We start from the raw sequence: 21,276 nt of genomic DNA on the forward strand, positions 1-21,276 counted from the left end.
CCCCACTCTGCGACCTCAAGCGGCTTGAGGTGCAAGTCCCTGGTCGATTCTAGTTCTCCGCCCTCATCCGAGTGCGATCGCGTTCCACGAGACGGGGGGAAGCACGATCGTCAGCGCCCCGCCTGCCAGCGACACCGTCTCGTTCGGACGCGGTGCGACGCGTTCGCGCTCCTCGAGGGTGTTCTTGGCGTAGATGTCGGCGTCGCTGAGCATGTGCGACTCGAGCACCGAGATGTCTCCGAGCCCGGCGACATCGATCGTCACCGTGATCGGATCCGTGACGCTGCGGTTCACGAGGAAGACCGCTGAGCGACCGGTCTCGGCGTCGTGGGTCGCCACGGCGTCCACCAGCGGGACCTCTCCGTAACGAGCGGTCTCGTACGTCGGAGATTCGAGTTTGAGTTCGAGCGCTTCGCCCTGCGCCAGGCGCGATGTGACCGAGAACGGGAAGAACGTGGTCTGCCGCCAGGCAGGACCGCCCGGTTCGGTCATGATCGGCGCGATCACGTTGACGAGCTGAGCCAACGAGGCACTGGTGACACGATCGGCGTGCTTGAGCAGCGAGATCATCAGACCACCGAAGACGACCGCGTCCAGCACCGAGTAGCTGTCCTCGAGGATCCTCGGCGCCACCGGCCAGTTCTCGATCCCGGCGATCTTGTCGACTCCGTGATAGCGATCGATGTACCAGACGTTCCACTCGTCGAACGAGATGTCGATCCGCTTGGAGCTGCCGCGTACGGCGCCGACGTGATCAGCCGTCGCGACGACGGACTCGATGAAGCGATCCATATCGACACCAGAGGCGAGGAAGGAATCGATGTCTCCGTTCTTCTCCTCGTAGTAGGCATGGCACGAGATGTAGTCGACGTCGTCGTACGTGTGTCCCAGCACCACGCGCTCCCACTCGCCGAATGTCGGCATGTGCGCACCGGAGGAGCCGCACACCACGAGCGCGACGTCGGGGTCGATCTGACGCATCCCCTTCGCGGTCCGTGCGGCGAGCTTGCCGTAGTCGTCCGCCGACCGGTGCCCCAGCTGCCAGGGCCCGTCCATCTCGTTGCCCAGGCACCACATCTCCACGGCGAAGGGCTCGTCGCGTCCGTTCTCGCGACGACGCTCGCTGAGCTCGGTGCCGCCGGGGATGTTCGTGTACTCGAGAAGGTCGAGCGCCTCCAGCGTGCCCCGGGTGCCGAGATTCACCGCGAGCATGAGGTCGCTGCCCACCTTCTCCAGCCACGAGGAGAACTCGTGCAGGCCCACCTCGTTCGTCTCGGTGGAGTGCCAGGCGAGGTCGAGGCGACGCGGACGCTCTTCGCGGGGGCCGACCGAGTCCTCCCAGCGGAACCCTGAGACGAAGTTCCCGCCGGGGTAACGGATCGTGGAGACGCCGAGCTCTCTGACGAGCTCGATCACGTCCTGTCGGAAGCCCTCGGCATCCGCCGTCTCGTGACCCGGTTCGTAGATGCCGTCGTAGACGTGCCGGCCGAGGTGCTCGACGAAGCCTCCGAACAGTCGGCGGTGGATCCGCCCCGCGACGAACTGCGGATCGATGGTCAGATGGGCTGCGGGCATTCTCTGTTCCTCTTCTGTGACGAGATCGTGGGGGTTGCTGTTGCTGTCGGCGCTCATGCGACCTCGGTTCGGAGCACGGGGTCGACGACTTCGCGCGTGGCACCGGTCATGACGAGCGTCTGCGATCGCACGAGGGCTCCGACCGAGAACCCGGCGGAGAGCACGATCTCTCCTGCTTCGACGATCCGGCGGCGCGAGAGGCCCGTGAACGAGAAGCGGTCGGCGTGCAGGGTGAACGACACCCGTGTGCTCTGACCGGCTTCGAGTGCGATCCGCGCGTAGCCGACGAGCTGCTGCACCGGCCGCGTGACCTGTGCGACGGGATCGGCGAAGTACAGCTGCACGACGGTCTCCCCTGCCAGGTCGCCCGTGTTCGCCACGGTCACCGATGCCGTCACCGTGCCGTCCGTGGGCATCTCGGCGCGGTCGAGAACGAGGTCGTCGATCTCGAAGGTCGTGTACGACAGGCCATGCCCGAAGGGGAAGGCGGCAGCGATCGACAGGTTGCTAATCCTGTCCCCATCCTGTCCGAGCGGGGGTGCGAGGTAGGTGTGCGGAAGCGCTGCGCCCCCGTGCGGCACCTGCACCGGGAGATGGCCGCTCGGATTGACCTCTCCCGCAAGGATGCGCGCGAGGGCCCCCGCACCCTCGACTCCCGGCATGAACGCCTGCAGCATGGCGGCCGCACGACCGACGAATCGTCCGAGCGCATAGGGACGACCGGACAGGACGAGGAGCACGACGGGGGTGCCCGTCGCCAGGATCGCCTCGACGAGGTCGCCCTGCTCACCGGGAAGCTCGAGGGAGGGCGCGTCGGACCCCTCGCCCGATGTGCCCTTGCCGAACATGCCGGCGTGATCGCCCACGACGACGACCGCGACGTCGGCGACCGTCGCGGCGTCGACGGCGCGCGCGAGATCCTCCGGCGTGCCTGGCGCCTGCAGCGGACAGCCGCGCTCCACGACGACATCCGCGCCGGGGAAGGACGCGCGCACGGCGTCCGGGAGCGAGGACGCGTCGAGCCCGAGCCCGAGCTCCCGATGCCGGGAGAGCACGTGAACCGGGAACGAGTAGGCCCCCATCATCGCGCTCGGATCATCGGCGCAGGGTCCGATGACCGCGATGCGCGATGTCGATCGGGGAAGCGGGAGCAGACCTGCGGGATTCTCGAGCAGGACGACGGACTTCTCCGCCATTCGTCGCGCGATGCCGCGGTTGGCCGGGCTGTCCAGGTCGTGGTCGGCGGGTTCGCCCGGCCGCCAGCCCTCGTCGAGCAGTCCGAGTTCGATCTTCTGCCTGAGCACGCGGCGCAGCGCCGTGTCGATGTCGGCGGCGGTGCGCTCGGGATCGGGGTCATCCTCTTCCAGAGCGAGGAACGCGGAGATGTCGGGCAGTTCGACATCGAGTCCGGCATGCAGGGCGAGACGGCCCGCCTCGGCCATGCTCCCGGCGACCGCGTGCTTGGACTTCAGGAAGGCGACGGCCCAGTAGTCGGAGACGACCGTGCCGTCGAAGCCCCATTCGCCCCGGAGCAGGTCCGTGAGCAGCCATCGATCCGCTGCGGCCGGCACCCGGTCGGTCTCGGTGTAGGAGTTCATCACGCTGCGCGCTCCGGCCAGGCGAACGGCCATCTCGAAGGGCGGGAGCACGAGATCGCGCAGTTCGCGCTCCCCCATCGAGACGGGCGCGTGATTGCGTCCGCCTCGCGAGGTCGCATGCCCGGCGAAGTGCTTCAGCGTCGCGATGACACCGGATTCCTGCAGGCCCTCGACGTATGCGGATGCGAGCGTGGCGACCACATAGGGGTCTTCACCCATGGTCTCCTCCACCCGGCCCCAACGGTAATCGGTCGCCACATCGAGCACCGGGGACAAGCCCTGATGGACGCCGACCACCGACATGTCGTGACCGATCGACCGCGCCATCTCCTCCACCAGCTCAGGATCGAAAGTGGCGCCCCAGGCGAGCGCGGTCGGATAGACCGTCGCCCCGAGAGTGGTGAAGCCGGTGAGGCATTCCTCGTGCACGATCGCGGGGATGGCGATGCGCGTGGTGTCGAGCAGGTGCCGTTGCGCATCGCGGATGCGTTCCATCCCGTCGCGCGCCGAGACCGGCGCGGTGCCGAAGACCCTGGTGAGCTGACCGATGCCGTGGCGCACCACGTGCTCGAACGGCGCCCTGCCCTCGGAGAACACGTCCTGCATCGGCGCGATGATCTCGCCCGATGTGCGCTGGTCGGCCCAGTACGCGCCGAGCTGAGCGATCTTCTCTTCAGCGGTCAGCTCCGCGACCAGCGCGTCGACTCTCTCCTCGACATCGATCCGGGGATCCCGCCAGATCTCGTCCGTCATTGGTGCGCCTTCCGTCCTCGGCTCTTGCTGCTCGCATCCGTGCACGACATCAGCTCAGGATCGTATGTCGGCGGCAGAAATACAACGTTGTAAATTTTCTCTCCGGAGTATAGCCTTCTCAACCGAGGACGGAGAAGTTCAGTCCCAGAGGCATAGTTCGAGGAAGAAACTGCCATGGCCGAAACGCATCGCATGAAGAAGCTGCTCTACAACCAGCGGCTCGCCCCCTACCTGTTCATCCTGCCGTTCCTGGTGACGCTGCTCATCTTCTGGCTGGTCCCGGTAGGGCGCTCCGTGATCATGAGCTTCCAAGAGGTCCTGTACGGTCAGGCGACGTTCATCGGCACCGCGAACTACGAGCGGCTCTGGCGCGATCAGGTGTTCTGGAAGGCGATGTTCAACAGCATCCGGTACATGGTGCTGACCCTCGTGATCCTCGTTCCGATCCCGATGGTGCTGGCGGCCATCATCAACTCCAAGCTGGGCAGCAGCCGCATCAAGAACTTCTTCAAGTCGTCGCTGTTCGTGCCGGCGCTGACGTCGGTCGTGGTCGCCGGCATCGTGTTCCGACTGATGTTCTCCGAGACCGACTCGGGGCTGATGAACCAGATCGTCGAGTTCCTCGGCTTCGGACCGTTGCGCTGGCTCCGCGAGGACCTCACGGGCCTCGCGGCGCTCCTGCTTCTCGCCCTGTGGCGCTGGGCCGGTGTCAACACGATGTACTTCCTCGCCGGGATGCAGGCGATTCCGAACGAGTACTACGAAGCGGCCTCCATCGACGGCGCGAGCAAGATCCAGCAGTTCTTCAACGTGACGCTTCCCGGCATCAAGCCGACGATCGTCTACGTCACGACCATCAGCGTGTACGGCGGGCTGGCGATGTTCCTGGAGAGCTTCATGCTCTACGCCGGCAACAACTCCCCCAACAATCAAGGTCTCACGATCGTCGGCTACCTCTACCGGAAGGGCATCCAGGAGAACGATCTCGGCTTCGCCTCCGCCGTCGGCGTCGTGCTCCTCGTCGTGGTGCTCGCCATCAATCTCACCCAGCTCACCGCCACGGGGACGTTCAAGAAGGAATCGACGCGATGAGTCAGCAGACAACCACGAGGCCCGACCGTGACTCGACCGTCGGGGCGTCTCGCCCGGGCATGAGCCGCAGGACGGCCGCCCTCATCCAGGGCGCCTTCCTGCTCGCGATCGCACTGATCTCGCTCGTGCCGGTGCTCGCGATCTTCGTCGGCACCTTCCAGGACGGCAACGAGGTCATCCGCAACGGCATCTCGTTCTCGATCGACTTCTCCGAACTGAGCTTCGACAACTACGTGATGCTCTTCACCGATTCCGGCATGTACTTCCAGTGGTTCTGGAACAGCCTGGTGCTGACCGTCGTCCAGGTGGTCGGCACGCTCCTGGTGAGCTCCTTCGTCGCGTACGGATTCGCGATGTACGAGTTCCGCGGCAAGAGCCTCGGCTTCATCCTCGTGATCATCCTGATGACCATCCCCTTCGAGATGCTCATGCTGCCTCTGTACGTGCAGGTCAACGACATCGGCGCCGCGGACCAGTACTGGATCGTCGTCCTGCCGTTCCTGGCCCAGGCCGTCACGATCTTCTTCTTCCGGCAGTACTTCCTCGGTGTGCCGAAGGAGATCCTCGAAGCCGGTCGTGTGGACGGCGTCTCCGAGTTCGGCATCTTCTTCCGACTCGTCGTGCCCATCGCCAAGCCCGCTTTCGCCGCCATGGCGATCCTCAACGGGATGACCATCTGGAACAACTTCCTCTGGCCCCTTCTGGTGCTGCGCTCACCCGACAAGTTCTTGCTCCCGATCGGGCTCAACACCCTGTTGACGCCGCATGGCAACAACTACGAACTGCTGATCATCGGCTCGTTCTTCTCCCTCATCCCGATCCTGATCCTCTTCCTCGCATTCCAGCGATTCTTCGTCGCAGGCATGACCGCCGGCTCGGTGAAGGGCTGATCTGCCCACCGTCTCCTTATCCCTTACCCGCAGTACCCAACACACAGTCAGGAGTATCACCATGCGAATCCGAAGGATTCTGACCGCAACGATCGCGACAGGGCTGGTAGTCGGAGCTCTCTCCGGCTGCACGAGCGGTGGCCAGTCGGACGGCGGCGGCGAAGGCGAAGGCGGAGCCACCGAGCTGGAGATGTGGGTGTTCGCCGAGCTCCACGGCCAGGTCTACGAAGAGATGGCCGAGAAGTGGAACGAGGAGAACCCCGACAAGGCCGTCGACCTCAACCTCACCGTCTACCCGTACCAGGACATGCACGACAAGCTGCTGCTCGCCGTGAACTCCGGCCAGGGCCTTCCCGACCTCGCCGACATCGAAGTGGGCAAGTTCGCGAACTTCGTCAAGGGCGACAACCCGCCGCTCGCCGATCTGACGGAGGCAGCAGCCCCCTACGCCGACGACATCGTCAAGGCCCGACTCGACCTGTACAGCCGGGACGGCAAGATCTACGGCTACCCGACGCACGTCGGCGCGTTCGTGGCCTTCTACAACACCGAGCTGCTCGAGGGCGCGGGGATCGACTACACGACGATCAAGACCTGGGAGGACTTCGCCGCGGCCGGAGCCGAGTACAACGAGGCGACCGACAAGGCCTTCAGCGTCGCGAGCACGAGCGTGTACTTCACCGAGCCGCTGGCGATCGCACAGAACGGCGGACAGCTCTTCGAGGACGACGGCCTCGGCGCTCCCGCCGTGAACAGCCCCGAGGTCGTCGAGACGATGCAGATGTTCCAGGACATGAAGGACTCCGGCGCGATCTCGACGATCCCCGGCGGCAGCCCCGACAGCGAAGAGGCCTTCGGCGCGATCAACAAGGGCGACTACGCGGCCATCGTCTACCCGGCGTGGTACACCTCGCGCTTCGTCGATTACATGCCCGACCTGGCCGGCAAGATCGCCATCGCTCCCGCGCCGCAGATCGAAGGCTCGGATGTGCTCACGATCGGTGGCGGCGGCACCGGCACCACGGTGATGGCGGCCAGCGAGAACAAGGAGCTCGCCAGCGAGTTCCTCGCCTTCACGAAGCTGTCCCTCGACGCCAACGTGGCGGTGTGGGAGGTCCTCGGCTTCGACCCGGTCAACATGTCGGTCTGGGAGGACGACGCGGTCACGCACAACCCGGACAACAAGTTCAACAAGTACTTCCAGACGAACCTGTTCGACGTGCTGAACTCGGTGAAGGACGGCATCGGCCACTTCGAGTCGTTCTCCAACGAGAACCTGCCCACCGTGGACAACCAGTTCCGGACCGTCACTCTCAACGAGATCTATGAGAGCGGCACTCCGGCCGAGGACGCCCTCGATCAGGCGCAGGAGACCGTGCTGAACGAACTGGGCCAGTAGCCCGAGGCGATTCCGGATGCGGGCGGGCGATCATTCGCCCGCCCGCATCCGCCGTTCGCCTGATTCTCCGCGGCACGGCCGTCGTTATCCCGGTCGATCACGACGGCATGACTAGAGTGAGAACAACGGCGGCAGTGGTGGCGATGGGCGGGACCGATGGATTCGACGATGCACGACGTCGCACAGCTCGCCGGCGTCTCCATCAAGACGGTCTCGAACGTCATCAACGACTACCCGCACGTCCGCCCCGACACACGTGATCGGGTGCAGGCTGCCATCGACGAGCTGGACTATCGACCGAACCTGTCGGCACGCGGCCTTCGTTCGGGCCGCACTGGGGTCATCGGGCTGGCCGTGCCGGCACTGCGCGAGAACTACTTCGCCGAGCTCGCCGACGCGATCATCCGTGCGGCGGATGCTCGGGGCCTCGGTGTCGTCGTCGAACAGACAAGTGGCGATCGAGAGCGCGAGCTTCAGGTCGTCAGCGGCGGCCGCCTCCGACTCACCGACGGGCTGATGTTCAGCCCCTCCGCTCTGGGCCAGAAGGACGCCGAATCGCTGAGCACCGATTTCCCGCTGGTGCTGCTGGGCGAGCGCATCTTCAACGGCCCGACGGACCATGTCGCGATGCACAACACATCGTCGGCCCGCGCGGCGGTCGAGCACCTCCTCGACATCGGACGCCGGAGGATCGCGATCATCGGCGCCGAACCGGAGCGCGGCACCGAGGTCAGCTCGGCCAGCCTGCGCCTGAACGGGTACCTGCTCGCCCTGCAGGGTGCGGGGATCGAGATCGACCAGCGGCTCATCCGGTCCAGCGAGCACTGGAACCACTCGACCGGAGCGTCGACCACGCGTGAGCTGATCGACGAGAAGATCCCGTTCGACGCCGTCTTCGCCCTCAACGACACGTTGGGACTGGGTGCCCTGAGGGCACTGGGCGAAGCCGGCCTGAGTGTGCCCGGCGATGTCGCCGTCATCGGTTTCGACAACATCGACGAATCCCGCTTCTCGGTCCCCTCCATGTCGAGCGTCGACGTCGGCAGCGAGCAGATCGCCGCGACGGCGGTGGACCTTCTCATCGAGCGCATCGCGGAGAAGGGCGTGCGCCGGCCCCCGCGCACGATCAAGCCCGATTTCCGCATCATCCGGCGGGAGTCGACCGGATTCTCCGGCAACGGGCGATAGCTCTGCGGCTGCTCAGAGCCGTTCGATGATGGTGGCGTTGGCCATGCCGCCGCCCTCGCACATGGTCTGCAGCCCGTAGCGGCCACCCGTGGCCTCGAGGTGGTCGACGAGCGTGCCGAGCAGGCGGGTGCCGGATGAGCCGAGCGCGTGGCCGAGGGCGATCGCTCCTCCACGCGGATTCAGCTTCGCAGCATCCGCCCCCAGTTCTGCAGCCCATGCGAGCGGAACGGAGGCGAAGGCCTCGTTCACCTCGTACGCGTCGAGGTCGCTCATCGTGAGTCCCGCGCGTTCGAGGATGCGGCGCGTCGCAGGGATCGGACCGGTGAGCATCATCATCGGATCGTCGCCCACCACGGAGAACGCGTGGAACCGTGCGCGGGGCCGGAGCCCGAGAGTCTCGGCGCGCTCCGCGCTCATCAGCAGGGCGGCGGATGCGCCGTCCGTGAGCGGCGAGGAGTTGCCCGGCGTGATGGCCCACTCGACCTCGGGAAACCGTGCCGCGAGAGCATCCGTGCGGAACGCGGGCTGAAGACCGGCGAGCTTCTCGGCGGTCGTTCCTGGGCGCACGGTCTCGTCGGTGCGCGCATCCGGTGCCTCGTCGATGGCGACGACCGTGCTGCCGAAGAATCCGTCCGCCCAGGCCTGCGCGGCGCGGCGGTGCGACTCGGCCGCATACTCGTCGAGTTGGTCTCGGCCGAAGCCCCAGCGATGCGCGATCAGTTCGGCGGAGACGCCCTGATTCACGAGCCCGTCCGGGTAGCGGGCGCGCAGTCGCGGCGACATCGGCGAGCCTCCGACGGCTGATGATCCGAGCGGAACCCTGCTCATCGATTCCACTCCGCCGACCAGCACGGCGTCGTAGGCTCCGGCCATGATGCCCTGGGCCGCGATGTGCACGGCCTGCTGGCTCGATCCGCACTGTCTGTCGATCGTCGCGCCCGGTACCGACTCGTCGAATCCGGCAGCCAGCACCGCCTGCCTGGCGATGTTCATCGACTGGTCGCCGACCTGGCTGACGCATCCGAGGAGCACATCGTCGATCTGGCGGGATTCGAGGCCGTTGCGCTCGAGGATCGTCGTCAGGACCCCGGCCGCGAGGTCGACGGGATGCACGTCACTCAATGCACCACCCGGTTTGCCTCGTCCCACCGGGGTGCGGACGATGTCGACCAGGACCGCTTCGCTGCGATTCGTCATGATTCTCCCTTGTGGACGGAACTCGGCCGGGTCAGCCCGCCGCCTCTTCCGGCCGCTCGAGCACTTCGATCGCCGCCGTGTCCGGCTCGTACTCCGCGATGTGCCGCTCATCCGGGCCGTTGTACGCCGACAGCGGGCGGATCAGCGCGTTCGACGCCTGCTGCTCGATGATGTGCGCCGTCCAGCCCGTGATGCGCGCCGCGATGAACAGCGGCGTGAAGGTGAGCGTGTCGTAGCCGATGAGGTTGTACGCCGGTCCGGACGGGTAGTCGAGGTTCGGGTAGATGCCCTTCCGCGATACGAACTCGTTCTCGAGCGTCTCGTAGAGGTCGGCGACGTCCTTGCGGTCGTAATGCGCCACGAGCGTGTCGAGCGCGGCCTTCATGGTCGGCACTCGCGAGTCGCCGCGCTTGTAGACGCGGTGCCCGAAGCCCATGATCTTGCGCTTCTCGGCGAGCGCGGTGTCGAGCCAGCCGGACACCTCGGACGCCGAACCGATCTCGTCGAAGATGTGCATCACGGCTTCATTCGCGCCGCCGTGCAACGGGCCCTTCAGCGCGCCGATCGCGCCGACGACCGCTGAGTGCAGATCGCTGAGCGTGGAGGTGATCACGCGTGCCGTGAAGGTCGACGCGTTGAAGGAGTGCTCTGCGTACAGGATCATCGAGCGGTTGAACGCGTCGACCACGACCGGCGCCGACTCTTCACCGAACGTCAGCCACAGGAAGTTCGCCGCGTAGTCGAGATCGTCACGCGACTCGACGATCTCCTCGCCGCGGCGACGGCGCTGGCCGTACGACACGATCGCCGGCAGCACGGCGAACAGCTTCAGACTGCGATCGAGATTCTCCTCCGGGGTGCCGACGGCGTCCAGGACGTTGCTGATGCCGGCCGTCTCGATCGCGCCGATCACGCTGACGGCGGTGCGCACCTCGTCCATCGGGTGCGAATCCAGCGGCAGCCGATCGATGGCGTCCTTCACCTCGGCGGGCAGGGCGCGGTTCGCGCGCTCGGCCGCGCGGAACTCCGCCAGCTGCTCGGCGCTCGGCAGCTCGCCGTGCCACAGCAGGTACGCGACCGCTTCGAACGACTGCGTCGCGGCCAGCTCCTGCACCGGGTATCCGCGGTAGAGCAGGCTGTTCGTCTCGGGGTTGACCTTGCTGATCGCCGTCTCATCGGCGACGACCCCTGCGAGGCCCTTCTTGATCTCGATGTCAGCCATGGTTCACTCCTTCGTGATGGTGAAGTTGAAGACGCCGGAGTCGAAGTGGTTGTACGACTCGTAGTCGATGAGGTCGTAGAGGTCGGCGCGGTGCTGCATCTCGCCGAGCTTCGAGGTCAGATGCCCCTCTTCCTTCAGCGTATCGAGTGCACGGCCGGTCGCGCCCATCGCGATGCGCAGCATCGACACCGGCCAGATGACGATGTTGACCCCGACGTCACGCAGCTGATCGACCGAGAACAGGTCGCTCTTGCCGAACTCGGTCATGTTCGCCAGGATCGGCACGTCGACTGCCGCCCTGATCGCGGCGAACTCCTCGAGCGAGCGCATCGCCTCGGGGAAGATCGCGTCGGCACCGGCGTCCACCAGCGCCTTGGCGCGATCCTTCGCGGCTTCGAGCCCGTCGACGGCGGCGATGTCGGTGCGGGCCATGACGAGGAAGTTCTCATCGCGCCGTGCATCGACGGCCGCGCGGATGCGTTTGACCGCTGTATCGGAATCGACGACGGCCTTCCCGTCGAGGTGACCGCACCGCTTCGGGTTGATCTGGTCTTCGATGTGGGCTCCGGCGAGACCGGCATCCTCGAGGGTCTGGATCGTACGCGCCACGTTCATGGGCTCGCCGAAGCCGGTGTCGGCGTCGATGATGGCCGGCAGTTCCGTCATCCTGGCGATCTGCTGACCGCGACCGGCGACCTCGGTGAGCGTGGTCAATCCGATGTCGGGCAGGCCGAGGTCTGCGGACAGCACGGCGCCCGAGATGTAGACGCCCTCGAACCCCTTCTGCTCGATGAGCTTCGCACTCAACGGGTTGAACGCCCCAGGGAACCGCAGCAGCTCGCCTGTCGCGAGGCGCTCGCGGAACAGGCGCCGCTTCTCGGCAGGCGTGGTGTGGGAGTACAGCATCAGAACAGCCCCTTCGTCGCCGGCTCGGATGCCACGACACCCGGCTTCGCGATGATGGAGAGCTCGGCGACCTCAGCGGCGGACAGCTCCGGCAGGCGCTGCACGAGCGACAGGAACCGCGCGATCTCCTCAGGCGACAGCACAGGTTCAGCCAGCATGCGGAACTTGTTGATGTAGTTCTCACGGGCGAAGGGCCTGGCGCCGAGCGGGTGGGCATCCGCCACGGCGATCTCGTCGACCAGCGTGGAACCATCCGTGAACGTGATCTCCACTCGACCGCCGAACGCCTTCTCGGCGATGTCGTTCGAGTGGTAGCGACGGGTCCACTCGGCGTCCTCGAGCGTGGTCACCTTGTTCCACAGCTCGACGGTGTCGGCACGGCCGGCGCGCGACGGCGCGTACGAGTCGACGTGGTGCCACGATCCGTCCTGCAGCGCGACGGTGAAGATGTACGGGATCGAGTGGTCGAGTGTCTCGCGCGAGGCCGTCGGGTCGTACTTCTGCGGGTCGTTCGCGCCGGAGCCGATCACGTAGTGCGTGTGGTGGCTCGTGTGGAGGACGACGGAGGAGATCTTCGACGTGTCGACGCCCTCGTTGTGCAGCTTGCGCGCGAGATCGATCCACGCCTGCGCCTGGTACTCGGCGGAGTGTTCCTTCGTATACGAGTCGAGGATCGCGCGCTTCGCCTCACCTGGGGCGGGCAGCGGCACATCGTACGCGGCGTCCTTGCCGTCGAGCATCCATGCGATCACGCCGTCCTCGCCTTCGTAGATCGGCGAGGGGCTGGTCTGGCCGCGCATGGCGCGGTCGACGGCCTCGACGGCCATCTTGCCGGCGAAGGCCGGGGCGTGCGCCTTCCACGTCGAGATCTCACCCTTGCGACTCTGCCGGGTCGCGGTCGTGGTGTGAAGTGCCTGGCCCACGGCCTGATAGATGGTCTCGGCGTCGAGGCCGAGAAGGGTGCCGATGCCCGCAGCGGCGGACGGCCCGAGGTGGGCGACGTGGTCGATCTTGTGCTTGTGCAGGCAGATCGCCTTCACCAGATCGACCTGGATCTCGTAGCCGGTGGCGATGCCGCGGACCAGTGCACGCCCGTCGGCGCCGACGTGCTGAGCGACCGCGAGGATCGGCGGGATGTTGTCGCCGGGGTGCGAGTACTCGGCCGCGAGGAACGTGTCGTGAAAGTCGAGTTCGCGCACGGCGACACCGTTGGCCCACGCCGCCCACTCGGGGCTGGTGCGCGCGTCGAGCGGGGCGCCGAACACGGTCGCTCCGCTCCCTCCGGTCGAGACCGGATGACTGAACGCCTGGTCGCGGGCCGCGATGATCGGGCCGCGGGTGAGCGAGGCCGCGGCGACGGAGGCGTTGTCGATGATGCGGTTGATGATCATGTCGACGACGTCCTGCTCGACCTCGACGGCATCCGTGGCGACCTCAGCGATCTTCCAGGCGAGCTGGTCCTCGCGGGGCAGGTCTTCTTCGCTCTTGTAGACGCGGACGTGGTGGGTGACGGTCATGACTGTCCTTCGTTCTGGATGCTGTCGAGGATGCTGGTGAGGGCGTTGCGCAGATGCACGTGCGTGGCGTGGGCGGCGAGATCGCCGTCGCGTTCCGCGAGGGCTTCGGCGATGAGCCGGTGCTCTGCGACGGATGCGGAGAGCCGGGCGGGATTGTCGCGCGAAAGCCGGCGCACGCGGACGAGGTGCGTGCGCACGGTGCGCAGTGCCGCGGCGATGTAGTCGTTGTCGACTGCGGCATCCACTGCCCGATCGAATCGGGCGATGAGTGCGTAGTAGTCGGCGCGGCCGGTGGCGGCGTCGAGGGATGCTCCGGCTGCCGCGAACTCCGCGGCGAGCGCCGCGAACAGCTCGGCGTCGCCGCGCTGTGCCGCGAGGCGGGCGGCCGACTCCTCCAGCGCGCGACGGATCTCGAAGAGCGATCGGATGTCGTCGGCATCGATGTCGGTCACAACCGTGACCCGCGGTGACTGCTGCTGCACCAGCCCGTCGGCGCTGAGCTGCTGCAGCGCCTCTCGCAGCGGGGTGCGGCTGACACCGAGCCTGGCGGCCTGCTCGACCTCGGCCAGAACCGTACCAGGGGCGAGCTCGCCGGACTGGATCTCCTCGAGCAGCGTCGCGTAGGCGCGATCACTGGCCCTGGTTCGCTCGACTGCGGTACTCACACGGCTAGTGTATACACAATTCGCGAAGTCGACTCATTTCGGGCCGAACTGCACTCTCACGGTATACAAAAATGTCAACCGGCGTCGGTCACGCCTTCGTACAGCCCGATCGAATTGCCGTCGGGGTCGCCGATCACCGCCCACCAGCTCGTCTCGCTGATCGGCTGCTTCTCCATCAGCACGGTCGCGCCGGCCTCGACAGCGGCGGCGACGGTCTCATCGATCGAGTCGACCTCGACGTAAGAGCGCGGTTGCGCGAACTCGGCGCTGCGCGGCGCGAGCCCTCCCCCGCTGATCTTGTTCGGCGCCTGCCACATCGGGTAGTCCTCGAAGCCGGGGATCTCCGCGATCTCCCAGCCGAACAGCCCGGAGTAGAAGGCCTTGGCCCGTTCCATGTCGCTCACCGGGATGTCGATGTGGGTGATGTCTCCGTGCGCCATGTCGGCGTCCTCTCCTACGAGTGGTCCGGGCCCGTGCGAGCACCGGCACGGCCAGTTTCGTCCGCCGGCTCGTCGCGTGCAAGAGCATCCACGAACTGTTCACCGGGCGGGGCGAGCACCGGGTCGCCGGCGTCCGCCGCGACCGGTTCGCCGAGCTTGACGACCACCACTCCGGCGAGCACGAGGGCCGCCCCGAAGGCCTGCAGCAGGTTCGGCAGCTGACCGAGCAGCAGCCATCCGAACAGCAGCGCGGCGACCACCTCGGCGAGCGCGATGAATGACGCGAGACGCGAACCCAGCAGTCGCGTCGACGCGATACCGAGCACGTACGCCAGCGCGGTCGCGATGATCCCGAGAGCGAGCACCGGCACGAACCACGGGACGGTTCCGAACCGGTAGGTGACGTCATCCGTGTTCCAGGCGATCGGAACGATGCCGACGAGGCCGGCGAGAGTCAGCCCGATCGCGCCGACGAAGAGGCCTGATCCGGCGAGCACGAGCGGAGGGAGCCCCGTGTCGCTCTTCGCGGAGAGGATGAAATAGGCGGCCGCTCCCACCATGGCGCCGAACGCCCAGAGCACGCCGCCGACGTCGACGCTGCTCCCGGAGAGCACATCGAGCATGAGCACGAGCCCGATGAACGCGATGAGCGCGCCCAGCATGCTGCGGCGGGTGGGCCTCTCGCCCCTTCGCATCCACAGCCACAGAACCACGGCGATCGGCGCGGTGTACTCGATGAGCAGCGCGAGTCCGACATCCATCACCGCGACGGCCTGGAAGTAGAACAGCTGCGTGGCAGTGACGGCGAGCAGTCCGTACGCCGCGATGGTCCACGCGTTGCGGAGCAGCAGACGCCACCGACCGCGCAGCGCGACGATCGTCGGGATGAGCAGCACGAGAGCCGCGACCCAGATCCGCACGGTCACCGCCGCACCGGGCGTCCACCCGGCATCGATCAGACCGCGCGCCCAGGCGCCGGACATCCCGAACGCGAACGCCGCGCCGATCGCCAGCGGGAGCCCGAGCCTCAGGCCGGACTGCGGCCGCCTGTCATTTGTCAAACCACCCATGATCGATGACGCTATCGGCATCGTTGTAAGGTGTCAATATGCTCTTCACAGATGACACGGTCGAAGCGCTACGCGCCGCAGTGCATCTGGTGAACACTGCCGAAGCACCCGACACGCTCACGTCGGGGACGGACGTCGAAGAGTTCCTGGCAGCGTTCCCCTACACGGGGCGCATCGACCGCGACGCCGACGAACTCGCGGCCCTTCGTGACCTGCGTCCGCGCCTTCGCACGATGCTGCTCGCCCCCCGCGACGACATGGTCGACGGCATCAACCGCGCCCTGCAGGATGTGGCCTTCGACGCCCACGTCGTCCGTCACGACAGCGCGGACTGGCACCTGCACGCGGTCGCAGACGACCGGCCGCTCGCCGAACGCATCCTCGCCGAGACCGCGATGGCCCTGCTCGACGTCGTCCGCGCCGAGGAAGGCAGCCGGCTCGCCGTATGCGCCGACGAGGAGTGCGAGGGCATCGTCCTCGACCTGTCCCGCAACCGCTCGCGCCGCTACTGCTCCACGGCCTGCACGAATCGCAACGCCGTCGCCGCGTACCGCGCACGGCAGCGGTGAGTGGCGCGGACTCAGGCCGCGCGGTATCCGACGTGGTCCGGATTGTCCCTGAGCGCCCAGCCGTCGCCATCAGCGACGACGAGGTTCTTCATACCGCCGGCGTCGGCGATGACGGCGTAGTCCTGTCCGGCATCCGCGGCGTAGCAGAACAGCGTGACGAACGGCTCGTCGCCCACGTTCACGCTGCGATGGATCCAGTGCCCCGGCACGTCGACCGCCTGTCCCGGCGTCAGCTCGACGGCTGACGTCTGGCCGTCGAGCGTCTCCAGCAGCATGACGCCGCGTCCGCTCAGGCAGTAGTAGAGCTCGGCCCGATCAGCCACCGCGTGCAGATGCCCTCGTGTCACGGCGAACTCCTCGCCGTATCGACCGGGCAGCAGCGTGCTCGTGCCGACGATCAGGGCACCCGGCCCCTCCTGATAGCGGTGGTCGTCGACCCAGTAGACCAAGTCATCCGCGCCGCGCTCGCCGACAGCATCCTGCCAGGCCCGCTCGTCACGGTAGACGCCGTCCATGTCGCCCAGATACTTCTCGTAGCGACGCGAGCGCCCCTCGATGCCGCCCTGCGGCGAGACCTTCAGCAGGGCGGGGACGTCCACGGCGGATGGGGTGCTCACGATGATCTCCAACGACTTGTAACTACAGGACTTGTAATTACAGGTATACTCCAGATCAGCACGATCAGGAAACCGCAACCAACGAAGCAGGCACGAACTGTGATCATCGCGCACGACCTCGGCACCACCGGCGACAAGGCCTCGCTGCACGACGCCGACGGCCGTCTCATCGCATCGACCACCGTCGGATACCCGGCGCACTTCGCAGCGGGGGGCGTCGCCGAGCAGGATCCTCAGCACTGGTGGGATGCCGTCGCCGCCGCCACCCGCGCACTGCTCGAGCGCACGGGGACCGACTCGACCGAGGTGCAGGGACTCGTCGTCAGCGGACAGATGATGGGAGCGGTGCTGCTCGACGCGGACGGACGCCCCGTGCGTCCGGCGATCATCTGGGCCGATACCCGCTCGGGCGCTCAACAGCGCGAACTGGAGCGGGTGCTGGGCGCCGAGCACGCGTACCGGCTGCTCGGCCATCGACTCAACCCGACGTACTCGATCTCGAAGATCATGTGGGTGCGGGACAACGAACCCGACGTCTGGTCGCGCGTACGCCGCTTCTGCGTCGCCAAGGACTACATCGTGCTCGGCCTCACCGGGCGCCTGGCGACCGACCGCTCCGACGCCTCCGGCACGAACGCCTACGACCAGCAGACCGGCGACTGGTCAGACGAGGTGCTGGCCGCGGCCGGCCTCGACCGCTCACTGTTCCCCGAGATCCTGGATTCCACGGCGATCGCCGGGACGCTCACGGATGCCGCGGCGGACGCCCTTGGCCTGCACACCGGCGTGCGCGTGGTGATGGGCGGGGGCGACGGCCCGATGGCGGCCGTCGGATCCGGCATCGTCGCGCCGGAGGACGGCGCGTACGTGTGCCTTGGCACATCGTCGTGGATTTCGTTCGCGTCGCACGCGCCGCTGATCGACGCGCGCATGCGCACCTTCACGTTCGACAACGTCGTTCCCGGTTCGTTCGTGCCGACCGCGACGATGCAGGCCGGAGGCGCGTCGATCCAGTGGATCAGTGAGGCGCTCTCGCCCGATCCGCAGCATCCGGACACCGCGCGCCTCGCCGCAGAAGCCGGCGGCGATCTCGACACCGAGGACCTGTACTTCCTGCCGTATCTTCTCGGCGAGCGCTCCCCCATCTGGGATCCGAACGCACGTGGCGCCTTCGTGGGCATCGGTCGCCACCACTCCCGTCAGCACCTCGTGCGCGCGGTGCTGGAGAGTCTCGGCTACAACCTGCTCAGCAGCATCCACGCCTTCCGCGAGTCGGGCGCGACGATCGACCGCATCGACGCGGTCGGCGGAGGCGCGCAGAGCGACGCGCTGCTGCAGATCCTCGCCGACGTGTGGGGCGTACCCGTGCGACGGCGCACGATCGTCGAAGAGGCGAACAGCCTCGGGGCCGCGGTCACCGCTGCGGTCGGACTCGGCCTCGCCGACTTCTCGACCGCACGCGGACTCAGCGAGGTGACGGCCGAGTTCGTCCCGGATGCCGGACGTCACAGCGTGTACGCATCGCGGCACGCCCGCTTCACGGCTGCCTACGATGCTCTGGCGCCCTGGTTCGCCGCCGCGCCCGGTTCGGCGGGACACTTGTCAGTCGAAAAGCACAGTCGTCGGTCGGAATCGACGGAATCGACCGACATCCGTGATTCCGTGCTGACATCCGTACCCGCCGACTCCGACTGCGGCGCAGTCTGATGGGCATCATCCTCGCCACCAGCCGCTCCTTCTCGGACGGCGACATCGATCTCATCGCGCGAGCGACGGATGCCGGGCACGAGATCGTCCGAGGACCAGCGCACCACGAGCTCCAGACACTCGCCCCGCTGCTCGAGGCAGCGGATGCCTGGATCGCCGGCACCGGACCTGTCACCGCCGCGCACCTCGACGCCGCACCGAACCTGAGGGTCGTCGCGCGCTACGGCGTCGGAACCGAATCCGTGGACCTCGCCGCGGCGAGCGACCGCGGCATCCCGGTCACCAACACCCCCGGTGCGAACGCGGATGCCGTCGCCGACCACACCATCGGACTCATGCTCGCCGCAGTCCGGTCCATCCCCGACGGCGACCGGCGCGTGCGCCGTGGCGACTGGAGCGTCCGCCGCGGCCGCGAGCTCGGCGCGTCCACCGTCGGCATCGTGGGTTTCGGCCGTATCGGCCAGGGCGTCGCGAAGCGGCTGAGCGGTTTCGGTCCGCGCGTTCTCGCCTCGGATCCGTTCCTGCCGGCAGCACGCATCCGCGAACTCGGCGCTGTCCCCGTCGGACTCGACGAACTGTTCCGCGACTCCGACCTCATCACTCTTCACGCGCCGGGCGGGCAGCGTCTCATCGATGCGCACCGGCTCGACGGCATCCGGCCCGGCACGATCATCGTGAACACCGCGCGCCCCGACCTCGTCGACGAGACGGCCCTTGCGGCTGCGCTGAGTGCCGGCCGGCTCGCCGGGTACGCCGCCGACACTCTCGACGGCGACACCGCGGCATCCGCCAGTCCTCTGCTCGCCACCGAACTCGCCGACCGCGTGATCGTGACACCGCACCTGGGCGCGCAGACCACGCAGGCCGTCGACAACATGGGCTCCATGTCACTCGACGACGTGCTCGCCGTCCTCGCGGGTCGCGCGCCCGCCCACCCCGTCACTCGCTGAAAGGCCTCGCATGACCGCTGCATCGTCCGACTACATGGGCTTCGTCGGTGTCACCACCGGCTCGTCGTCGATCATGAAGGTCTTCCCGCTGTGGGCCGACATCCTGGGGCTGCCCACCCGCAGGCTCATCGGGCACGATCTGCCGATGGACGCCGCACCGGGGCAGTACCGCGCGCTGGTCGAGCAGATCCGCGACGATCCGCACCATCGAGGCGCGCTCGTCACCACGCACAAGATGAATGTGTACGCCGCGGCGTCCGATCTGTTCGACGAGCTCGACCCGTTCGCCGTCTCGTGCTCGGAGATCTCCAGCATCGCCAAGCGCGGCGCGCGACTGTCCGGGCGCGCGAAGGATCCGATCACGGTCGACCTCGCGCTGAACGACTTCCTGCCGGCCGACCACTTCACCAACACCGGCGCACAGGTCGTCATCCTCGGGGCGGGCGGATCGGGCACCGCGCTCAGTTGGGCCCTGGCCGAACGGGTGGACGCCCCTTCGCGGGTGATCGTGACCGCCCGCAGCGACGCCAAGCTCGAGCACCTGCGCGAGGTGCACCGCCAGCACGGCACGAGGGAGGGGTTCATCGAGTACGTGCGCACTGATGCGCCGCAGGATGCCGCCGCGATCGCCGCCGCCGCGCCCCCCGGATCGCTCATCGTCAATGCGACCGGGCTCGGCAAGGACCGTCCCGGCTCTCCCCTGCCGGACGACGTCGTCTTCCCCGAGCGTGCGTACGCGTGGGAGTTCAACTACCGCGGCTCGCTGGAGTTCCTGCACCAGGCACGCACGCAGGAGGCTGCCCGTGGACTGCATGTCGTCGACGGGTGGCGCTACTTCATCCACGGCTGGTCGCAGGTCGTCGCCGACGTGTTCGAGCTGACCCTCACCCCCGAGATCGTGGAGCAGCTCGCGGAGGCCGCCGAGGCAGCGCGCTGATGATCCGCACCGTCCTCGGCGACATCGACCCGGCCCTGCTCGGGGCGACGAACTACCACGAGCACCTGTTCCAGGTCACGCCGCTGCTGCCCGGCGACGAGCTGGACGACGAGGACGCATCGGGCGCGGAGGCTGCCCTGCTGCACGGCAGCGGCTTCGCCGCGATGGTGGATGCCACACCGTTCGGGCTCGGCCGCAACCCCGAGGCGGTCGCGCGCATCAGCGTCGCGACCGGCCTGCACATCGTCGCCACGACCGGACGGCACCGCGAAGCGCACTACGGCGACGAGCATCCGATGCAGGTGTGGACGGCCGAGCAGCTCGCCGCGCTCTTCGTCTCCGACGTCACCACCGGCATGGTCGCCGACGACGGCGAGATCTTCGAGAGCCCTGACGTGCGGATCGCCCGCACCCCGACGAGTGCTCCGGTGCGCGCGGGGATCCTCAAGGGCGGCATCGGCTACTGGTCGATCAGCCATTTCGAGCGCACGACGCTCGAGGCGCTGGCCGTCGCGCACCGCTCGACGCACGCGCCGATCATGGTGCACCTGGAGTTCTGCACCGCCGCCCACGAGGTGCTCGATCTGCTCGCGGCGGAGGGCGTGGCATCCGATCGCGTCGTCCTCGCGCACGCCGATCGGGACCCGGATGCCGGTCTGCACGCCTCGCTCGCCGAGCGCGGTGCGTACCTGGGATATGACGGCTTCGCGCGACCGCGCACGCGGTCGGATGCCGAGCTGCTCGCCCTGGCGGAGCAGGTCGTGTCTCAGGTAGGTGCGGATCGCATCCTGCTCGGCGGTGACGTCGCCCGCCGCACCCGGTACATCTCTTACGGCGGCATGCCCGGCCTCGCCTATCTCGGTGACCGCTATCTGCCGCGGCTGCGGTCGCTCGTCGGCGCGGATGCCGTGGAGCGGATGCTGGTCGCCAACGCCGCCCGGTTGCTCGACCTCGGCTGACGCCTGACCAGCCCGACGGGTGCCA

Annotated in this window: 19 protein-coding genes; 9 read left to right on the plus strand and 10 right to left on the minus strand. The window is 67.5% G+C overall.

The genetic code is table 11. The features are described 5' to 3' along the window. Window positions 1–63 precede the first annotated feature (63 nt). On the minus strand, window positions 64–1,575 hold the full coding sequence (gene arfA, locus ACYVG2_RS11295; RefSeq protein ID WP_460781059.1) for an arabinosylfuranosidase ArfA: 1,512 nt from the start codon (window positions 1,573–1,575) through the stop codon (window positions 64–66). A 53-nt stretch (window positions 1,576–1,628) separates the two neighbouring features. Continuing rightward, window positions 1,629–3,926, minus strand: coding sequence for a glycoside hydrolase family 3 N-terminal domain-containing protein (locus tag ACYVG2_RS11300; protein WP_460781061.1), 2,298 nt, complete (start codon window positions 3,924–3,926; stop codon window positions 1,629–1,631). Between the two features lie 174 nt (window positions 3,927–4,100). Here ACYVG2_RS11300 and ACYVG2_RS11305 point away from each other — a divergent pair, with 174 nt between their 5' ends. The 4 genes from ACYVG2_RS11305 to ACYVG2_RS11320 all read left to right on the plus strand — a co-directional run bounded on the left by ACYVG2_RS11305 (window position 4,101) and on the right by ACYVG2_RS11320 (window position 8,495). Next, the gene (locus tag ACYVG2_RS11305; protein ID WP_460781062.1) at window positions 4,101–5,018 is read left to right on the plus strand and encodes a carbohydrate ABC transporter permease; all 918 of its coding nucleotides are present in this window, start codon (window positions 4,101–4,103) and stop codon (window positions 5,016–5,018) included. After that, a complete protein-coding gene (locus tag ACYVG2_RS11310; protein WP_460781063.1) occupies window positions 5,015–5,908 on the plus strand; it encodes a carbohydrate ABC transporter permease in 894 nt (297 codons plus the stop codon). The genes ACYVG2_RS11305 and ACYVG2_RS11310 overlap by 4 nt, the downstream gene beginning before the upstream one ends. 61 nt (window positions 5,909–5,969) lie before the next feature. Next, window positions 5,970–7,307, plus strand: coding sequence for an ABC transporter substrate-binding protein (locus tag ACYVG2_RS11315; protein ID WP_460781064.1), 1,338 nt, complete (start codon window positions 5,970–5,972; stop codon window positions 7,305–7,307). A gap of 168 nt (window positions 7,308–7,475) precedes the next feature. Continuing rightward, a complete protein-coding gene (locus ACYVG2_RS11320) occupies window positions 7,476–8,495 on the plus strand; it encodes a LacI family DNA-binding transcriptional regulator (protein WP_460781065.1) in 1,020 nt (339 codons plus the stop codon). 12 nt (window positions 8,496–8,507) lie between these two features. Here ACYVG2_RS11320 and ACYVG2_RS11325 read toward each other — a convergent pair whose 3' ends face one another. The 7 genes from ACYVG2_RS11325 to ACYVG2_RS11355 form a co-directional block, all read right to left on the minus strand. Next, window positions 8,508–9,692 carry a thiolase family protein gene (locus tag ACYVG2_RS11325; protein WP_460781066.1) on the minus strand — a complete coding sequence of 395 codons (1,185 nt, stop codon included), beginning with the start codon at window positions 9,690–9,692 and terminating at the stop codon, window positions 8,508–8,510. A 31-nt stretch (window positions 9,693–9,723) separates the two neighbouring features. Continuing rightward, complete coding sequence (locus ACYVG2_RS11330; RefSeq protein ID WP_460781067.1) at window positions 9,724–10,914, minus strand: bifunctional 2-methylcitrate synthase/citrate synthase; 1,191 nt, start codon at window positions 10,912–10,914, stop codon at window positions 9,724–9,726. Between the two features lie 3 nt (window positions 10,915–10,917). Then, on the minus strand, window positions 10,918–11,820 hold the full coding sequence (gene prpB / locus ACYVG2_RS11335) for a methylisocitrate lyase (protein WP_448964404.1): 903 nt from the start codon (window positions 11,818–11,820) through the stop codon (window positions 10,918–10,920). Beyond that, window positions 11,820–13,337 carry an MmgE/PrpD family protein gene (locus ACYVG2_RS11340; protein WP_460781068.1) on the minus strand — a complete coding sequence of 506 codons (1,518 nt, stop codon included), beginning with the start codon at window positions 13,335–13,337 and terminating at the stop codon, window positions 11,820–11,822. Before ACYVG2_RS11340 ends, prpB begins: the two co-directional genes overlap by 1 nt. Beyond that, window positions 13,334–14,002 (minus strand): GntR family transcriptional regulator, encoded by a 669-nt coding sequence (locus tag ACYVG2_RS11345; protein WP_460781069.1) that lies wholly within the window; start codon window positions 14,000–14,002, stop codon window positions 13,334–13,336. The genes ACYVG2_RS11340 and ACYVG2_RS11345 overlap by 4 nt, the downstream gene beginning before the upstream one ends. A gap of 74 nt (window positions 14,003–14,076) precedes the next feature. Further along, a complete protein-coding gene (locus ACYVG2_RS11350; RefSeq protein WP_460781070.1) occupies window positions 14,077–14,442 on the minus strand; it encodes a VOC family protein in 366 nt (121 codons plus the stop codon). Window positions 14,443–14,456: 14 nt separating this feature from the next. Next, entirely contained in the window at window positions 14,457–15,512 is a 1,056-nt protein-coding gene (locus tag ACYVG2_RS11355; protein ID WP_460781071.1) for an EamA family transporter, read from the minus strand. A 38-nt stretch (window positions 15,513–15,550) separates the two neighbouring features. On the opposite strand from ACYVG2_RS11355, the gene ACYVG2_RS11360 reads away from it, so the two are divergent. Then, the gene (locus ACYVG2_RS11360; RefSeq protein ID WP_460781072.1) at window positions 15,551–16,081 is read left to right on the plus strand and encodes a CGNR zinc finger domain-containing protein; all 531 of its coding nucleotides are present in this window, start codon (window positions 15,551–15,553) and stop codon (window positions 16,079–16,081) included. 11 nt (window positions 16,082–16,092) lie between these two features. Here the strand turns inward: ACYVG2_RS11360 and ACYVG2_RS11365 are convergent, their stop codons facing one another. Further along, window positions 16,093–16,698 carry a glucose-6-phosphate isomerase family protein gene (locus ACYVG2_RS11365; protein ID WP_460781073.1) on the minus strand — a complete coding sequence of 202 codons (606 nt, stop codon included), beginning with the start codon at window positions 16,696–16,698 and terminating at the stop codon, window positions 16,093–16,095. Window positions 16,699–16,797: 99 nt separating this feature from the next. On the opposite strand from ACYVG2_RS11365, the gene xylB reads away from it, so the two are divergent. Genes xylB through ACYVG2_RS11385 form a run of 4 tightly spaced genes read left to right on the plus strand, consistent with a single transcriptional unit; the run spans window position 16,798 to window position 21,251 of the window. Further along, window positions 16,798–18,405, plus strand: a complete 1,608-nt coding sequence (gene xylB / locus ACYVG2_RS11370; protein ID WP_460781074.1) for a xylulokinase — start codon at window positions 16,798–16,800, stop codon at window positions 18,403–18,405. Next, complete coding sequence (locus ACYVG2_RS11375; protein ID WP_460781076.1) at window positions 18,405–19,355, plus strand: phosphoglycerate dehydrogenase; 951 nt, start codon at window positions 18,405–18,407, stop codon at window positions 19,353–19,355. The genes xylB and ACYVG2_RS11375 overlap by 1 nt, the downstream gene beginning before the upstream one ends. A gap of 10 nt (window positions 19,356–19,365) precedes the next feature. After that, window positions 19,366–20,292 carry a shikimate dehydrogenase family protein gene (locus tag ACYVG2_RS11380; protein WP_460781077.1) on the plus strand — a complete coding sequence of 309 codons (927 nt, stop codon included), beginning with the start codon at window positions 19,366–19,368 and terminating at the stop codon, window positions 20,290–20,292. After that, complete coding sequence (locus ACYVG2_RS11385) at window positions 20,292–21,251, plus strand: phosphotriesterase family protein (protein ID WP_460781078.1); 960 nt, start codon at window positions 20,292–20,294, stop codon at window positions 21,249–21,251. The genes ACYVG2_RS11380 and ACYVG2_RS11385 overlap by 1 nt, the downstream gene beginning before the upstream one ends. The last annotated feature ends 25 nt before the right edge of the window (window positions 21,252–21,276 follow it).

The sequence above is a fragment of the Microbacterium shaanxiense genome (assembly GCF_054779995.1).

Coding starts and splice junctions, on each gene's coding strand:
- ACYVG2_RS11320 (WP_460781065.1), top strand. CDS start 7,476: ATGCACGACGTCGCACAGCTCGCCGGCGTCTCCATCAAGACGGTCTCG.
- ACYVG2_RS11315 (WP_460781064.1), top strand. CDS start 5,970: ATGCGAATCCGAAGGATTCTGACCGCAACGATCGCGACAGGGCTGGTA.
- prpB (WP_448964404.1), bottom strand. CDS start 11,820: ATGCTGTACTCCCACACCACGCCTGCCGAGAAGCGGCGCCTGTTCCGC.
- ACYVG2_RS11330 (WP_460781067.1), bottom strand. CDS start 10,914: ATGGCTGACATCGAGATCAAGAAGGGCCTCGCAGGGGTCGTCGCCGAT.
- ACYVG2_RS11355 (WP_460781071.1), bottom strand. CDS start 15,512: ATGGGTGGTTTGACAAATGACAGGCGGCCGCAGTCCGGCCTGAGGCTC.
- ACYVG2_RS11340 (WP_460781068.1), bottom strand. CDS start 13,337: ATGACCGTCACCCACCACGTCCGCGTCTACAAGAGCGAAGAAGACCTG.
- ACYVG2_RS11375 (WP_460781076.1), top strand. CDS start 18,405: ATGGGCATCATCCTCGCCACCAGCCGCTCCTTCTCGGACGGCGACATC.
- arfA (WP_460781059.1), bottom strand. CDS start 1,575: ATGCCCGCAGCCCATCTGACCATCGATCCGCAGTTCGTCGCGGGGCGG.
- ACYVG2_RS11300 (WP_460781061.1), bottom strand. CDS start 3,926: ATGACGGACGAGATCTGGCGGGATCCCCGGATCGATGTCGAGGAGAGA.
- ACYVG2_RS11350 (WP_460781070.1), bottom strand. CDS start 14,442: ATGGCGCACGGAGACATCACCCACATCGACATCCCGGTGAGCGACATG.
- ACYVG2_RS11360 (WP_460781072.1), top strand. CDS start 15,551: ATGCTCTTCACAGATGACACGGTCGAAGCGCTACGCGCCGCAGTGCAT.
- ACYVG2_RS11310 (WP_460781063.1), top strand. CDS start 5,015: ATGAGTCAGCAGACAACCACGAGGCCCGACCGTGACTCGACCGTCGGG.
- ACYVG2_RS11325 (WP_460781066.1), bottom strand. CDS start 9,692: ATGACGAATCGCAGCGAAGCGGTCCTGGTCGACATCGTCCGCACCCCG.
- ACYVG2_RS11305 (WP_460781062.1), top strand. CDS start 4,101: ATGGCCGAAACGCATCGCATGAAGAAGCTGCTCTACAACCAGCGGCTC.
- ACYVG2_RS11380 (WP_460781077.1), top strand. CDS start 19,366: ATGACCGCTGCATCGTCCGACTACATGGGCTTCGTCGGTGTCACCACC.
- ACYVG2_RS11385 (WP_460781078.1), top strand. CDS start 20,292: ATGATCCGCACCGTCCTCGGCGACATCGACCCGGCCCTGCTCGGGGCG.